Below are 15,282 nucleotides of genomic sequence, written 5' to 3' on the forward strand. Positions count from 1 at the left end.
AAATTCATTTTTTTGATTTTTTTTAATGAACGACTAAAATTACATCTTGTAAGTTAGTGAGTGATTACTCACTAATCGAATGGAGGAAACTACTATGTTGCAAACTATGATTCGTTTACAGCATTTGGCGAAACAATTTGGCAAGCAACAAGTGCTAACGGATATTCATTTCGATGTTCAAAAAGGCGAGATTGTCGGGTTGATTGGACCTTCTGGTGCTGGCAAGTCAACTGTGATTAAGGCGATTTTAGGGATGATAACGGTCGATAGCGGACAAGCGACCGTCTTTGACACTCAAATGCCCAATCGTGAATTGCTAGCGAGAATTGGCTATATGGCCCAAACCGACGCGCTTTATGAAACGTTGACGCCCGTGAAAACTTGTACTTTTATGGGCAGATGAAGGGCATCGCGAAAAATCAGCTTATTCAGGATAGCGAACATGTCGCGACTGTTGTGGATTTAATGGGCGACCTGGATAAACGGGTGGCGAATTTTTCAGGCGGGATGCAACGCCGGTTATCATTGGCGATTGCGTTGTTAGGAGCACCAGATTTATTGATTTTGGATGAACCCACGGTCGGGATTGATCCAGCGCTCCGCCAAAAAATTTGGCGGGAACTCCATCAAATTCGGGATGCCGGCCGCAGCATTTTAATCACGACGCATGTGATGGATGAAGCGGAATTGGTCGATCAAGTGGCTTTATTGATGGCGGGCAAAGTGATGGCGTTTAATCCACCAGAAGTTCTAAAGGCGCAATATCAAGTACCGACGATTGAAGCTGTCTTTTTAAAGGCCGAGGGGGTGCAAGCATGAAAACTTTTGCAATCGCTAAACGGGTTTTAACGGAATTATCACGGGATAAGCGGACATTGGCGCTAATGTTTGTCGCACCGATTTTGATTATTCTACTATATAAGTTTAATTTTTTTAGCGAGTTCAACGACGAACATCAAGATGGGCATTGTTGCAGTGCCGACGGAACTTAAACAACAACTTGACGACATTAAACACGTGACCGTTAAACGCTATGCAACCGAATCGGCCGCTAAAAAAGCGTTGAAGGCCAATTGAATTGATTCTATTGTTCAACGCAAAGCGAATCAATATGACTTAACTTATGCAAACGTCGATGCGGCTCAAACGACAGCAGCCAAAATAGCGTTTAAGAATGCGCTAATGAATCAAACGGTTGCAGGACTACAACAGAAATTAACGCAGACGTCGATTGCTTTGGCCGTCATCACGCATCAACAGATTAAGCAACCAACCATTAAGCAGATGAAACTAAAGAATCATTATGCTTACGGGAATGCTGATACAGGGTTCTTCAATAAAATATTACCGATTTTGATTGGCTTTTTCGTGTTCTTCTTCGTCTTTTTGATTTCGGGGATGGCACTGTTGCGCGAACGGACAAGCGGGACGCTCGATCGGTTGTTAGCGACGCCGGTCAAACGTTATGAAATTGTCTTTGGTTATCTGTTGAGTTATGGTGTCTTGGCAATTATCCAAACACTGGTGTTTGTACTTGTGACAATTTTGATTCTGGGTGTACAAGTGGTTGGCAATATCGGCAGCTTAGTGGTGGTCAATCTCTTATTGGCACTAGTGGCATTGTCTTTTGGTATTTTATTATCGACCTTTGCCAATTCCGAATTTCAGATGATGCAGTTTATACCAATTGTAGTGATTCCCCAAGTCTTTTTCACAGGGATTATTTCGCTCGACTCAATGGCCAACTGGGTGCAGGTCATTTCATATGTGATGCCCATTCGCTATTCTGGGTCGGCTTCCAGTGCGATTATGTTACGCGGCACGCATCTGAGCGCACTTTGGCCCGAGATGGCAATCTTACTTGTATTCTTGGTGATTTCTACTATACTGAATATTACTGGTCTTAAGCGGTATCGGAAGGTTTAAGAATGTGCGAAGGAGACAACTGATGGAGAGTAATTTATTTAACGATTATCAAGAGTGGTTTGACCAACAAGAAATGCCAGCCGGTAAACGGAGGGTGCTCAAAGCCGGTGTCGAATTATTTGCGAAACAAGGTTATGACGGTACTTCAACTGCTCAAATTGCAACGCAGGCCGGTGTTAGTCAGGCAACGATTTTTAAATATTTTAAGACAAAACAGGATCTGTTATTAGCGATTGTCAAACCGATGATTCATAACCTTTTGCCGGTAGTGCGCGACGAGTTTTTAGCGCATTTGGAACAACCAACGGACTTACCAACTTTGGTGCATTATATTGTGGCAGATCGGTATCATTTTTTAAAAACAAACGCCGCGTTATTAGAAATCTTGTTAATCCAATTATTGGTGGATGATCAGGTACGGCAACTCTTCTTGGAAGTGATTATTGCTTCGCGCCCCGCTTTTGAAAACAGTGTTTTAAAAACGGCTTTTGAAAAACAATTGGTGCGTGCGGAGATTACGATTAGTGACTTCATTAGGACGATTGTAGGCCAACTATTAGCTTACTTCTTCCAGAACAAGTTGATGCCCGCTGATCAAATTGATGAAGCAACCGATTTAGCTAGAATTGAAGGCATCATTATTAATGGATTACAATAGTCTATAAAAGCCGTCACGGTTAACGTGGCGGCTTTTATTTGTTTGTATTAATAAGTGTATCGCGGAAGACCTGACTGGCACTTGAAAAGACTTGGCCCTTTTTCCAGATGATGTTCGTATTGACGGTGAGTGGCGGATTTAATGGAATGAATTTTAAGCTATTTTCCTTCGTATTGATAATGCCGTCGATGCACAATGCTGCGTTGTTACTTGTTTTTACGAGAAGCGACGCGTTGTATAAAAGCGTATAAGTGCCGACAACTTCGAGTTGGTCGAGGTTGACGCCAAACCAATTACTAATTTGTTGGTGAACGAGGGATTGACCCGAAATAAGTAAGGGATATTGGGCTAAGGTCGTTGCATCCACGGTCGATTGACTTGCTAAGGGATGATCATCGGCAACGAGCACGCCCCAGTGATCGGACATGGGTAAGCGGACGTATTCGTAGCGTTGCTTTTCAACGGGATCAATGACGAGTCCAAAATCAAGCAAGCCTTGATCAATGCGTTCTTTGACTTCATCGGCTGAACCACTGAAGAGTTGTACGGTGATGTCAGGGTAACGTTGGCGGAGATCATTGATGATGACCGCGATTAGTTGAAAAGCTTGTGTTTCGCCTGAACCGATACTGATTGACCCGCTGACGACAGTCTTGTGGGTTAAGTTGGTGGTTGTGGTTTCTACTAATGATAGAATTTCGCGGCCCCTTTTTTGGAGATAAATCCCGTCGGTGGTCAACGTAATTTCACGGTTACCACGGGTAAAAAGTTGGACGCCCAATTCACTTTCTAAGTCCTTCAATTGTTTAGAGAGCGTCGGTTGTGATAAATGGAGGACTTCAGCGGCTTTGCTGATCGTCTTTTCTTGTGCAACGGTTAAAAAATAATTCAAAACGCGAATGTCCATGGCGATTCTCCTATCGTTAAAAGTTATACTTGGATATTCAATATAAGTATTAGTCATCGCTAGTGTAGCGAAGTATACTGAAAATATCAAGCACGGTAAAAGGAGGTGCGAAGCAATGGATTATTCACTACAATCAAGAATCACGGGGCGACCGATCTATCATGATTCAGAGTTGTTGCAAGAAATTCACTTGGTCAAAGGGAATAACGAGCGGTTGGTGATGGAAATGAACACCGGCTATCACGATGCAGCTGAGGTTCGATCGTATTTAAAAAGTATTACGGATCAAGAAATCGATGAAACGGTAGCTGTGTCATTACCGTTTTATACGGACTACGGTAAGCACATCACGCTTGGGAAACATATTTTTATTAATAATAATGTCTTATTCGTCGATCTAGGTGGGATTACGATTGATGATCACGTGTTGATTGGGCCGCGTGCCTCCTTGATAACAGTCAATCATTTGGAAAATCCAGCTGATCGGCGTGGTTTATTCGTTAAACCAGTGCATATCAAACAGAACGCATGGATTGGTGCCGGGGCAACAATTCTACCGGGGGTAACGGTCGGCGAAAATGCGATTGTCGCTGCCAACGCCACGATCACCAAAGATGTGCCAGACAATATGATTGTCGCCGGGACACCGGCAAAAGTCATGCGTCAAATCAAATTAGAAAAGGAGTTTTAACATGTCAATTCAAAATAAAGTCGTGATCATTACAGGTGCCTCATCAGGTATCGGGGCAGCAACTGCCAAATTATTAGCAAGCAAAGGGGCTAAGGTTGTTTTAGCAGCTCGTCGTGAAGATCGTTTACAAGCTTTAGCATCAGAAATCGGTGCAAATGCGATTTATCAAGCAACGGATGTGACTAATCGGGCTCAAATGGCGAGCTTAGTCCAATTGGCGCTTGATCATTTCGGTTGCGTAGATGTTTTATACAACAATGCCGGCGTGATGCCACAAGGAAACCTGAGCGAACGCGATTATGATCAATGGCAAAAGATGCTCGACATCAACATCATGGGCGTTTTAAACGGGATCGGGGCGGTCTTACCAACGATGCAAGCCCAACAAGATGGTTTGATTATTTCAACTGATTCGGTTGCCGGGCACGTGGTTTATCCAGCTTCTGCCGTTTATAACGGGACTAAATATGCAGTACGCGCTATTATGGAAGGCTTGCGCCAAGAAGAAAAAGATAACGGCATTCGTTCAACGATTGTTTCACCAGGGGCTGTTAAAACAGAATTGGTGAATACGATTGGCAACCCTGCTGTTTTCGAAGGGGTTAAGCAATTAATGGATGCACCAGAAGAATCAGCGTTGGCCCTCAATCCAGAAGACATTGCCAACGCAGTCTTATATGCGATTGACCAACCAGAACATGTAGTGGTCAGTGAAGTCTTAATTCGCCCAGCTAAACAACAAGTTTAAAAAAGTGGTCGACTAAGCGATTAGCCTAAGCAGGCGAATAACTGATGCAGTTAGTTGTTTGACTGATGTAGCTAAACACAAGGCATTGCTTAGGCGAGCCCGTTTCAAAGTGGTATTTAGCTACTGAGAATTAATAAAAAATCACCTTAATCTGTTTTTTAAGATTAAGGTGATTTTTTTAATTAAGTGCAACCAGGCTGATAATCAAAATATGAAATGGATGACAACAGCTTTTTTAGGCTAAAAGTCGTATAATGACAGTATTCTAAATGAAATTGGAGATCATAATATGGCAGAATTGATGCGTTTTTATCAAAGCTTTCAACCGGAACATTATCAAGTTTTTCTAGATATTAATCGGGCTCAAAAACAATTTAGTGGTCGGACGACAATTACGGGGACTGCTAAAGAAGCACTTGTTTTAATTCATCAGAACGGTTTAGTGATTGAAACAGTGACGGCTGCAGGTAAGAGTGTGCCGTTTACAGTTGATAATGACGCAAATGCCTTGAAATTCGAAGTCGGCCAACCTGGCGAAGTGACTTTGGTAATTGCCTATACTGCCGCTTTAACGGATTCAATGATGGGCATCTATCCTTCCTATTATCAAGTCGATGGGGTGCAAAAAGAATTAATCGGCACGCAATTTGAAACCAATTTTGCGCGGCAAGCTTTCCCATGTATTGATGAACCAGAAGCCAAAGCGACTTTTGATTTAGCGATTAAATTCGATGAGCACGAAGGCGAAACGATTCTGAGCAACATGCCTGAAAAAGAAGTCATCGATGGCGTTCACCACTTTGAAACAACGGTCCGGATGTCAACGTACCTTGTGGCCTTTGCTTTTGGTGAATTGCAAGGGGTTCAAACCAAAACGGAAAGCGGCGTGCAAGTTGGCGTCTTTGCTACTAAGGCACATCAAGCAAACGAACTCGATTTTGCATTGGACATTGCTAAACGGTCAATCGAATTCTTTGAAGACTTCTACCAAACACCCTATCCATTACCCCATTCATGGCAGTTGGCGTTGCCCGACTTTTCGGCCGGCGCGATGGAAAACTGGGGCTTAGTCACTTATCGGGAAGCTTATTTATTACTCGATCCTGATAATACTGCCTTGGATACGAAACACCGCGTTGCGACTGTGATTGCGCATGAATTAGCACACCAATGGTTTGGTGATTTAGTAACGATGCAATGGTGGGACGATCTTTGGTTGAACGAAAGTTTTGCCAATATGATGGAATACGTCGCAATCGATGCATTGCAGCCGGACTGGCATATTTGGGAAAGTTTCCAAACCTCGGAAGCAGCGGCAGCCTTACAACGTGACGCGACTGATGGGGTCCAATCGGTGCATGTGCAAGTCAATAATCCAGCCGAAATCGATGCGTTATTTGATGGCGCAATCGTGTATGCCAAAGGCGCCCGGATGCTCGTGATGGTTCGCGCTTTAATCGGTGACGATGCTCTACGCGCTGGTTTGAAAGCTTATTTTGCAGCACATCAATTCGGAAATGCGACTGGCGCTGACTTGTGGGCAGCACTGGGGAAAGCCGCTAACTTAGATGTTGGGGCCATTATGCATTCATGGCTCGAACAACCAGGTTATCCAGTGGTAACGGCCAAAGTCGTTGACGGACAATTAACGCTTAACCAACAACAATTCTTTATCGGTGAGGGTCAAGAAGTTGGGCGTCAATGGCAGATTCCATTGAAGAGCAACTATGCGGCAGCCCCATTATTGATGACTGACCGTGAATTGGTACTCGGTGATTATGCTCAATTACGCGCCGACAATGGGCAACCATTCCGCTTAAACGTGGGGAACGAATCGCATTTCATTGTTCATTACGATCAAACATTATTAGATGATATTTTAAATAGTAGTGCTGACATGGCACCAATTGGACAACTGCAACTACTGCAAGACTTACGCTTATTAGCTGAAGGACGTCAAATTTCGTACGCAGATGTTGTGCCTGTTTTAGCACCTTTTGCCAAGAGTGATTCAAATGTCGTGGCAGATGCCCTTTACACAGTTGCTGGTAACTTGAAGAAATTTGTGACACCTGGTGAAGAAAGTGAACAACACCTGCGTCGATTCTTCGACCAATTGAGTCAAGCGCAAGTTGCGCGCTTAGGTTGGCTGGTTCAACCGACTGATAGCAATGACGATCAGTTAATGCGCCCAACTGTTTTAAGCGCAGCCTTGTATGCTAAAAACCAAGCAGCCATTGATGCAGCCCATACTTTATTCCAAGCGAACCAAGAAAAACTGGTCACCTTACCAGCCGCAATTCGGGTACTGGTCTTGATGAATGAGGTCCAAAACTTCGGGAATGCCGCACTTTATGACCAGCTCTTAGCAGCTTATCGCCAAACGAGTGATGCGAGCTATAAGAATGATTTGACTGCGGCCTTAACGCGCACGACTGATCCTGAATTAATTGCGACCTTAATTGGAAAATTTGAAGATGCCAGCACCATCAAACCACAAGATTTGCGGGCTTGGTTCCGCGGCTTACTCGCCAACGACAAGAGCCAACAAGCAACCTGGGATTGGATTCGCAACGATTGGCAATGGCTAGAAGAGACAGTCGGCGGTGATATGGAATTTACAACGTATATCACCTCGATTGCCGCAATCTTTAAGACCCCAGAACGGTTGGCAGAGTTCAAAGCCTTCTTTGAACCTAAGCTCAACACCCCAGGCTTAACCCGGGAAATTACGATGGACATTAAAGTCATCGAAAGTCGGGTTGCATTGATTGAAGATCAAAAAGCAGCGGTTAATGAAACAATTGCCAAACATATGTAGTCGAACGTTGTGCAAGTTAAATTCAATTTGAGGGGTTTTGAGATGACGATTAAATTAGTCGCGATTGATATTGATGATACATTATTGAGCTCACAGCACCAACTGCTAGCCAGTACGAAACAACAAGTTGCTAAGGCCCTGGAACAGGGTGTGAAAGTCGTTTTGTGTTCCGGACGCCCATTAGCTGGCGTAGTGCCCTTTTTAAATCAACTAGGGATTGCCGGTGATAATCAATACGTGATTACGTTTAACGGCAGTATTATCGAAACGGCGTCTGGTAAAATCTTGAAAGAAGCTGGCATCAGCCGAGAAACCTACCAAGCGATTGACGACTACTCGCAAGCAACGGGCTTACCGTATAATGTGCTCGATCAAAATAGTGTGGTTTATACGAGTAATGTGAATGTTGCACCAATGACGGTGGTGCAAGCTTGGGAAAACGAAGCTGGTATTCATATTCGCAAACCGAATGAAATCGACGCGGCCACGCAGATGGTCAAAGCGGTCTTTACAGGGGCCAGCGAACAGTTAGATGCACATGAACCACAGGTACGCGCGCAATTTGGAACTGATAATTATGTTGTTCGTGCGGCTGACCTCTTTTTAGAAGTGATGCACGCTGATGTTAATAAAGGCAAAGCAGTGCAATACCTCGCGAATAAACTTGGATTCGCGCCGGATGAAATCATGGCGATTGGCGATGAGAAAAATGACATCCCAATGTTCCAATTTGCCGGTACTGCGGTGGCAATGGGCAATGGTTCAGCTGAAGCAAAGGCGCACGTTGACTTTATTACTGCTGATAACGATTCGGACGGGATCGCCCAAGCATTTGATCAATTTATTTTTAAAGTATAATCAAAAAGCCCCTGACTTTTGTCAGGGGCTTTTTCTTCGATATTATAGGTCTTCACCATTGCTAGCAATGACCTTTTTGAACCAGTAGAACGATTCTTTGCGACTGCGGGCGAGTGTCCCGTTGCCGTCATCATCTTGGTCAACATAGATAAAGCCATAGCGTTTAGACATTTCAGAAGTTGAAGCGCTGATTAAATCGATTGGCCCCCACATTGTGTAGCCCATCAGATCAACGCCATCTTTAACGGCTTCTTTCATTTGTTCGATATGCTTGCGCATGTAGTCAATGCGGTACTCGTCGTGGATTTGGCCGTTCGCGTCAACCTGATCGATTGCGCCTAAGCCGTTTTCGACGACGAAGAGTGGCACACCATAGCGTTCCCAGAGATTGTTGAGGGTAATCCGTAAACCAACGGGATCAATTTGCCAGCCCCAATCGCTAGCTTCGAGATACGGATTTTTTTCGCCGAGAATTAAGTTGCCGGCTGTTTTTTCGCCAGCGGGTTTCGCTGAGCTGACCATCGACATGTAATAGCTAAAGCTTAAATAATCAACTGGGTAGTCCTTGATTAGTTGTAAGTCATCAGGCGCCATTTCAAGTGTGATGTTGTGGTCGTTGAAGTAGCGATTCATGTAGTTAGGATATTCGCCACGGACTTGGACGTCGGTGAAAAAGAGGTTCAATTCATCGTCTTGTTGTGCTTGGCGCACATCAGCGGGGTTCGGTGTTTTAGGATAACTTTGCATCCGCGCTAACATTGAATCGATTTTAGCATCGGGCATTAATTCGTGGCATTGTTTAACTGCAATACTGCTAGCGACGAATTGATGATGCAGTGCCTGATAGCGCAGTTGTAATTGTTCATCGGGGGCGAGCGTATCATCTACCGCGCCGGTACCAGTGAAGCCCCAAGTACCTGCATTAATTTCGTTAAACGTCATCCAGTATTTCACTTGATGCTGATAGCGTTTGAAGACCGTTTCGGTATAGCGATTAAATGCGGCAATCGTTTCGCGGCTAGCCCAACCATTATATTTTAACGTCAGTGCCAGGGACATTTCATAATGGGAGAGGGTGACGACTGGTTCAATGTTGTATTTTTTAAGTTCGGCAAAAACGTTATCGTAAAATGCCAAGCCCTTTTCGTTTGGTTGTGCATCATCCCCGTTTGGGAAAATCCGCGCCCACGCAATACTCATGCGAAAAGCCTTGAAGCCCATTTCGGCAAATAAGGTGATGTCTTCTTTATAATGATGGTAAAAATCGATCCCGCGCCGTTTAGGATAAAGGGTATCGGTTGGATCGTCAATCGCGGTTTGAATGCTGTCTTTGGTTACGGCGTTCATCGAGAAGTTCTGACGGTCAGTGGCTTTTTGAACGACTTCGGCAGTTGTGAGTCCCTTACCATCAATGTTCCAGGCGCCTTCAATTTGATTCGCGGCCGTTGCACCACCCCATAAAAAATCAGGTTTAAAGCCAGTGATTGGTTGTTTTGAATACATAGTAGTCCCTCCAGAAAATTAAAATGGTTGTCCGTCATATAAGACACTACCATTGGTCTTAATGATGTTTTGATACCGGCAAATTACAAGTTTAATCCGAACAAGCCCGGAATCTTTCAATGGCAGTCTGTTGATGATGTATTTTTAATGGTCGTTGATTAATTAGTTCAAGTGCTGCTAGGATCTCATCAGTCGTTACTTGGCTAAAATTGGTCTTTTTCGGGAAGAACCAGCGTAACCGTCGATTAAAATATTCATTGGAACCTCGCTCCCATGGTGAATATGGATGGCAAAAATAAACTTTGATCTGATAATCCTGTTCTAAGGCCTGATAATTGGCAAACTCTTTACCATGATCAACAGTAATGGATTTTACTTGGGGACCGAAGGCCCCCATAAACTTACCAAAGGCGGTGTTTAGAGCCTTAGCCGTTGGCCCATAGAAGTCGGGTCTTACGTTCTACGAATGTAACCAGACATGATCGTGACTCACTTCGACTAGAAAGCACCGTATCTACTTCCCAATGACCAAAAGCTAACCGTTGATTAACAGTTGTTGGCCGTTGTTCGATGGAAGTCCCACTTGTAAATTTCCCACGATTTTCGCTCACTCGGTGCTGGCGGACATTCCGATTGGGTAGATCAGTCAATTTGAAGGGGAGCCAGCCACGATTAAGCCAATTATAAATTGACGCAGTGCTCAAGTTATAAGCGGCCGCAATGGTTTCTGGTGACCAGGTTAATCGTAAGTGATTGGTAATTAAAGTCGCTAATGCTGCCGTCAGCATCGAACGACGACCGCAATTCCGCCTTTTGCGATCTGCATCTTGCTGAGCTAATTCTGGATCATAAGGTTTAACTCGGTCCAACTCATAGCTAATCGTAGCTTTGGCGACGCCTAAGGCGTCAGCCATTACTTGGTAAGATTTATTCCCCTCATTGACCAGTTGTGCTAGTGCGCCACGTTGAAAACGTGATAAAGTAGATGTACCCAAAGTAATCACTCCCTATATTGGTTGGAATTAGTTACTACCATTGTAAGTGATTGCTTTGGGCTTTTTAATTTCTGTTCGGATTAATTATAGAATTTGCCTAAAGAAAAAAAGCGCGGTAGATTTGTAAAAATCTACCGCGCTTTTTTGGATTAAGCAAACATTTTCTTAGTTGCGCGCATCAATGTCTTGATGTCACGATCATAACGTGGTGTATCGACTAACTTGGCCATTGGAATGCCAGCGAAGTGATAAGCTGCAATTTCGCCAGAACGAACAGCACTTTGTTCAGTGAAAATCATCTGATAAGGTTGTTCAACGAATTCACCAGTGAAGGCTAAGTTGGTTGAATGTTCGGGGATGACTTCTGGACGGTCAGTTTTGGCACGATTATTAAAGAGTGCTGAAGCATATGGCATATAGACAGGAATGTTATTGATGACACTGTCCATAATTTCAGCTTCTTTTTCACGAATATTGATTGGGCCAGGATCAACTTTTGATAGTTGGCCAATTAATTCTTGAAGCATTTCCTTACCCGTCATTTCGATGTAAGGTTTATCCACAAATTCACCGTTACGACGTGGGTAGAGGAAGTAACCCCAGATAACCGCTTCGTTTGGTTTTTGCGTTGTGAAGTGTGGTTGATGGTGAACAACAATCGACATATTCACATCTTTTTGACCAAGTGGTGTGATTGGTTTCGTTGATAGGAACGAATTCAAAGCATTCCCAGGAATTTGCGTTGTAATCCGTTCGATTTCGTTTAACAAAATATGATTCTTAGTCGTTAAAGTGAAGCTGACCCACTCACTGGCATTGCGGTCAGCGAAGAATTTATCGGGATTGCCAAGATTATAGAATTTAGAAGCGACTTGTTTCCACAGACCGGCAGCAGCACCATAATCCATGTTTTCAGCTGCTGGTGTATTATAATCGCCAAGTGTTGCGGAATCGGTAATTGACCCGTTTGTGAAGATGACCGCTGTGTCGTCGTCCACCGTAACGTGTTCAACTTCATCTGTCTCAGTATTAGTCATTGTCATACCAGTAACCGTAATTTCATCGGTCATCTGAGTCTCTTTAAAGTCTAAGTCAGTAATCCGTCGATTGAGGATAATGTGACAACCTTGCGCTTTTAAGTAGTTAATCAGCGGCAGCATGATACTTTCGTACTGATTGTAACGTGTCCGGTTAACACCGACTAAGTGTTCAATCTGAGTGAATTCATAAATCATTTGGTGCATGTAACGGCGTAATTCTTGTGCGGAACTTTGGGTTCTGAAAGCAAAGGTGGTTTCCCACATGTACCAGAAGTTTGTTTGGAACATATGTGGATCGTCCTTGAAGTATTCGGCAATTGAAACGTTGTCTAATTTTTCTTCTTCAGAATCGGGCATCATAATCAATTTGGTCATTAATAACCGATCCTTATTGTTAAAGCCGAGATGACCAGCATCCAAAATACCTTTACTACCTTCTAATAAACGTGCTTTGTCGAATGTGCGGTGTTGAGCATCGAATGAACGGGTATCTTCTTCAGCCGTCATATTGGGTTCAGTTGCTGAAGGAATCCGACCTAGAAGATCCATTAAATCGACATAAGTCCGATAGTTAAGCATCCGCCCACCACGTGCAACGTAGCCCTTAGTATTTTCGAGAGGATGGTTTTTATTCCAATATTCATCGGTTGTTTCGGAAACTGATGCCCCATCGTTTGAACCATGGTCATCTAATGAATAGAATGTAATCGCATCGCCAGACCAACCGCCTTCTTGAATTAAATAGACTGCTGCGGCCATGTTAGAAAGGCCAGCGCCAATCATAATTGCTTTTTTCTTAATCATATGAAAAACCTCCTAGATTCAGTTTAGAAATGACGAGTGACTAACGGCTTTCGAATTTTTCGTAATCCACAGAATCGTCTCTAAAAAGTTCCATTTTCTTAGCTAATAAACAAGCACCGGTTGCTGTAACACCTACAAAAATAAGGCTGCCTAATAGAAATTTTTTCATGTTTCTCGCTTCCTTCCATTAACTACTTTTGATATCTATATTATACCGCGAATTCCTAAAATAGGAAGATAAAACCCTTACATAGGAATTGTCAGTGGTCATGATACGATTATTGATGGGATTAGGCCGCTAAAAATCAGAATAGTTAAGTTTAGTTTAAGGCTCTTATTAGTCAGGCATAATTCCTAGGGAAGCACTAACGGATTTAAAAAAAAGTGATAGGCCCCCAAATAATGGTTGACCTCAAGTCAGCTTGAGGTTGTAAAGTAGTCTTATTGATTAGAAAAAGGAGACTTTTAAATGCAAAAATTATCTGCCTTAACAGCCCCAATGACCTTAAGCAACGGTGTTACCATTCCAGGATTAGGGTATGGGACATATCAAACACCAAATGAAGAAACGAAAAAAGCGGTCTTAGAAGCTTTATCAGTTGGCTATCGGCATATTGATACAGCTGCCGTTTACGGCAACGAACAAGGTGTTGGTGCCGCTTTGAAAGAAAGTGATATCGCGCGTGAAGACATCTTTGTGACAAGTAAGCTATGGAATACAGAACGGGGCTATGATGCTACGAAAGCTGCCTTTGCACAAACAATTGCAACGTTAGGTGTTGACTATTTAGATTTATATTTAATTCATTGGCCAGCTAACACTAAACAATTTGAAGCCAAAGATGCTGAATTAAATGCTGAAACTTGGCGTGCAATGGAAGATCTATATAACGAAGGGAAGATCCGTGCAATTGGTGTGTCGAACTTTATGCCCCATCATTTAGATGCACTCATGAAAACCGCCGTTATCAAACCAATGGTTGATCAAATCGAAGTCCATCCGGGCTGGCCACAAGCAGAAGCTGTGCGTTATAATCAAGCGCATGACATCTTAGTCGAAGCTTGGGCACCACTTGGTGAAGCCAGTGCGCTTTCGAATGAAACGATTGCAACAATTGCGACGAGGCACGGCAAAACGGCAGCGCAAGTTTGCCTTCGTTGGGGGGATTCAACAAGGTGTGTTACCATTACCTAAATCAACTCATCAAGAACGAATGGCGCAAAATACCGATATCTTCGATTTTGAATTAACAGATAGTGAAATGACCCAAATTAGTGCTTTGGAAAACTTAGGCGGTCAATGCATGGTGCCAGATGACGTTGATTTTTAAGCAAGTATAAGGAAGGTTAATATGGCATTATCAATTGGCGTAGTCGCCCAACAATATGATTTGAGTATTCCGACACTACGGTATTATGAAGAACAAGGATTATTACCGTTTATTAAACGCAGTCCGGCTGGTCGGCGTGAATTCCGGCAAGCTGATTTAGACTGTTTATGTGATATTGAATGTTTGAAAAAAAAGGGTATGCAGTTAAAAGATATTAAGCAATACATCGATTGGCGAACTGCAGGTGATGAAACTTTGGACCAACGCTTGGCGTTGATTCAACAACGGCGGCAAATGTTGGCTAACGAGATTGAATCACTGCAAGCAGAATTGACGAAGCTAGATCATAAAGAATGGTATTACACAAAGGCACTTGAAGCCGGAACAGAATCCATTTTTACAGCTGACTGTGATACAGAATATGAATGTGCGCATCAATAATCGAAAAAAGAGGCAACCTGATAGGTTGCCTCTTTTTGTGTGTTTAAACGGTTAATGTTTTTTGCATAATCAGATCACGTTGTGCGTCGCTTCCGAGTTGGAAGATGTGATCACCAACTTGGCTGAAGCCGAGGTTTTTGTAAAAGTTAAGAGCAGCAGTGTTGTGTTCCCACACGCCGAGCCATACGTTAGTTTTATGGAATTGTTGCGCCACGGCTAGTGCATGGTTAATTAGTTGTGTTCCCAAACCAAGTCGCTTAAAGGACTGTCGAATATAGATACGTTCAATCTCCAGTGAATCCGGGGCAGCTTTTTCAGTTTGTGCGCCATCAATGTTGAGCTTTAAATAACCAGCGACTTCGCCATCTTGATAAATAAAATAGAAGAACGAATCGGGATTCTCGAGCTCGCTAGTTAATCGGTCTGTATTATAAGCTTCTTCTAAGTAGTTAGCGAGATCTTCTGCTGCATTTTCAGCGCCAAAAGTTGCTGTGAAAGTTTCACGGCTGATGGATTGTAAGTCAGGTAGTTGGTTTAATGTGACAGCTTGAATTGGCAT

At 43.3% G+C, this 15,282-nt stretch carries 11 protein-coding genes and 4 pseudogenes; 9 read left to right on the forward strand and 6 right to left on the reverse strand.

From position 1 onward, the window contains the following. Positions 1–97: 97 nt before the first annotated feature. From LCU_RS08765 to LCU_RS08775, 3 genes and pseudogenes are all read left to right on the forward strand, one after another. A pseudogene (locus LCU_RS08765) lies at positions 98–819 on the forward strand (ABC transporter ATP-binding protein). After that, positions 816–1,926: pseudogene (locus LCU_RS08770) on the forward strand (ABC transporter permease). The pseudogenes LCU_RS08765 and LCU_RS08770 overlap by 4 nt, the downstream one beginning before the upstream one ends. Before the next feature lie 22 nt (positions 1,927–1,948). Further along, a complete protein-coding gene (locus LCU_RS08775; RefSeq protein ID WP_056966300.1) occupies positions 1,949–2,584 on the forward strand; it encodes a TetR/AcrR family transcriptional regulator in 636 nt (211 codons plus the stop codon). Positions 2,585–2,618: 34 nt separating this feature from the next. Here the strand turns inward: LCU_RS08775 and LCU_RS08780 are convergent, their stop codons facing one another. Continuing rightward, positions 2,619–3,491 (reverse strand): LysR family transcriptional regulator, encoded by an 873-nt coding sequence (locus tag LCU_RS08780; RefSeq protein ID WP_056966302.1) that lies wholly within the window; start codon positions 3,489–3,491, stop codon positions 2,619–2,621. Positions 3,492–3,606: 115 nt separating this feature from the next. Here LCU_RS08780 and LCU_RS08785 point away from each other — a divergent pair, with 115 nt between their 5' ends. From LCU_RS08785 to LCU_RS08800, 4 genes are all read left to right on the forward strand, one after another. Next, positions 3,607–4,182, forward strand: a complete 576-nt coding sequence (locus LCU_RS08785) for a DapH/DapD/GlmU-related protein (protein WP_054644568.1) — start codon at positions 3,607–3,609, stop codon at positions 4,180–4,182. Between the two features lies 1 nt (position 4,183). Beyond that, the gene (locus LCU_RS08790; RefSeq protein ID WP_056966303.1) at positions 4,184–4,930 is read left to right on the forward strand and encodes an SDR family oxidoreductase; all 747 of its coding nucleotides are present in this window, start codon (positions 4,184–4,186) and stop codon (positions 4,928–4,930) included. A 289-nt stretch (positions 4,931–5,219) separates the two neighbouring features. Then, positions 5,220–7,751 (forward strand): M1 family metallopeptidase, encoded by a 2,532-nt coding sequence (locus LCU_RS08795; RefSeq protein WP_056966305.1) that lies wholly within the window; start codon positions 5,220–5,222, stop codon positions 7,749–7,751. A 42-nt stretch (positions 7,752–7,793) separates the two neighbouring features. Next, entirely contained in the window at positions 7,794–8,609 is an 816-nt protein-coding gene (locus LCU_RS08800; RefSeq protein ID WP_054644569.1) for a Cof-type HAD-IIB family hydrolase, read from the forward strand. A 42-nt stretch (positions 8,610–8,651) separates the two neighbouring features. Here the strand turns inward: LCU_RS08800 and LCU_RS08805 are convergent, their stop codons facing one another. The 4 genes and pseudogenes from LCU_RS08805 to LCU_RS10190 all read right to left on the reverse strand — a co-directional run bounded on the left by LCU_RS08805 (position 8,652) and on the right by LCU_RS10190 (position 13,120). Continuing rightward, positions 8,652–10,112, reverse strand: a complete 1,461-nt coding sequence (locus LCU_RS08805; RefSeq protein ID WP_056966307.1) for a glycoside hydrolase family 1 protein — start codon at positions 10,110–10,112, stop codon at positions 8,652–8,654. Between the two features lie 91 nt (positions 10,113–10,203). Continuing rightward, positions 10,204–11,107: pseudogene (locus LCU_RS08810) on the reverse strand (IS30-like element ISLsa1 family transposase). Between the two features lie 149 nt (positions 11,108–11,256). Next, positions 11,257–12,951, reverse strand: a complete 1,695-nt coding sequence (locus tag LCU_RS08815; protein WP_056967033.1) for an oleate hydratase — start codon at positions 12,949–12,951, stop codon at positions 11,257–11,259. Positions 12,952–12,991: 40 nt separating this feature from the next. Beyond that, positions 12,992–13,120 carry a hypothetical protein gene (locus tag LCU_RS10190; RefSeq protein ID WP_004270458.1) on the reverse strand — a complete coding sequence of 43 codons (129 nt, stop codon included), beginning with the start codon at positions 13,118–13,120 and terminating at the stop codon, positions 12,992–12,994. Positions 13,121–13,420: 300 nt separating this feature from the next. Between LCU_RS10190 and LCU_RS08820 the strand changes: the two are divergent. Both LCU_RS08820 and LCU_RS08825 read left to right on the forward strand, forming a co-directional pair. Then, positions 13,421–14,282, forward strand: a pseudogene (locus LCU_RS08820) (aldo/keto reductase). A 21-nt stretch (positions 14,283–14,303) separates the two neighbouring features. Further along, a complete protein-coding gene (locus tag LCU_RS08825) occupies positions 14,304–14,723 on the forward strand; it encodes a MerR family transcriptional regulator (protein WP_056967031.1) in 420 nt (139 codons plus the stop codon). Between the two features lie 43 nt (positions 14,724–14,766). Here the strand turns inward: LCU_RS08825 and LCU_RS08830 are convergent, their stop codons facing one another. Continuing rightward, entirely contained in the window at positions 14,767–15,282 is a 516-nt protein-coding gene (locus LCU_RS08830) for a GNAT family N-acetyltransferase (RefSeq protein ID WP_164905628.1), read from the reverse strand.

It is taken from the genome of Latilactobacillus curvatus JCM 1096 = DSM 20019 (assembly GCF_004101845.1).
In the GTDB taxonomy this organism is placed as follows: Bacteria; Bacillota; Bacilli; order Lactobacillales; family Lactobacillaceae; genus Latilactobacillus; species Latilactobacillus curvatus.

Excerpts from the sequence above, each read along its gene's own strand:
- LCU_RS08775 (WP_056966300.1), top strand. The coding sequence starts at position 1,949 with ATGGAGAGTAATTTATTTAACGATTATCAAGAGTGGTTTGACCAACAA.
- LCU_RS08780 (WP_056966302.1), bottom strand. The coding sequence starts at position 3,491 with ATGGACATTCGCGTTTTGAATTATTTTTTAACCGTTGCACAAGAAAAG.
- LCU_RS08785 (WP_054644568.1), top strand. The coding sequence starts at position 3,607 with ATGGATTATTCACTACAATCAAGAATCACGGGGCGACCGATCTATCAT.
- LCU_RS08790 (WP_056966303.1), top strand. The coding sequence starts at position 4,184 with ATGTCAATTCAAAATAAAGTCGTGATCATTACAGGTGCCTCATCAGGT.
- LCU_RS08795 (WP_056966305.1), top strand. The coding sequence starts at position 5,220 with ATGGCAGAATTGATGCGTTTTTATCAAAGCTTTCAACCGGAACATTAT.
- LCU_RS08800 (WP_054644569.1), top strand. The coding sequence starts at position 7,794 with ATGACGATTAAATTAGTCGCGATTGATATTGATGATACATTATTGAGC.
- LCU_RS08805 (WP_056966307.1), bottom strand. The coding sequence starts at position 10,112 with ATGTATTCAAAACAACCAATCACTGGCTTTAAACCTGATTTTTTATGG.
- LCU_RS08815 (WP_056967033.1), bottom strand. The coding sequence starts at position 12,951 with ATGATTAAGAAAAAAGCAATTATGATTGGCGCTGGCCTTTCTAACATG.
- LCU_RS10190 (WP_004270458.1), bottom strand. The coding sequence starts at position 13,120 with ATGAAAAAATTTCTATTAGGCAGCCTTATTTTTGTAGGTGTTACAGCA.
- LCU_RS08825 (WP_056967031.1), top strand. The coding sequence starts at position 14,304 with ATGGCATTATCAATTGGCGTAGTCGCCCAACAATATGATTTGAGTATT.
- LCU_RS08830 (WP_164905628.1), bottom strand. The coding sequence starts at position 15,282 with ATGCCAATTCAAGCTGTCACATTAAACCAACTACCTGACTTACAATCC.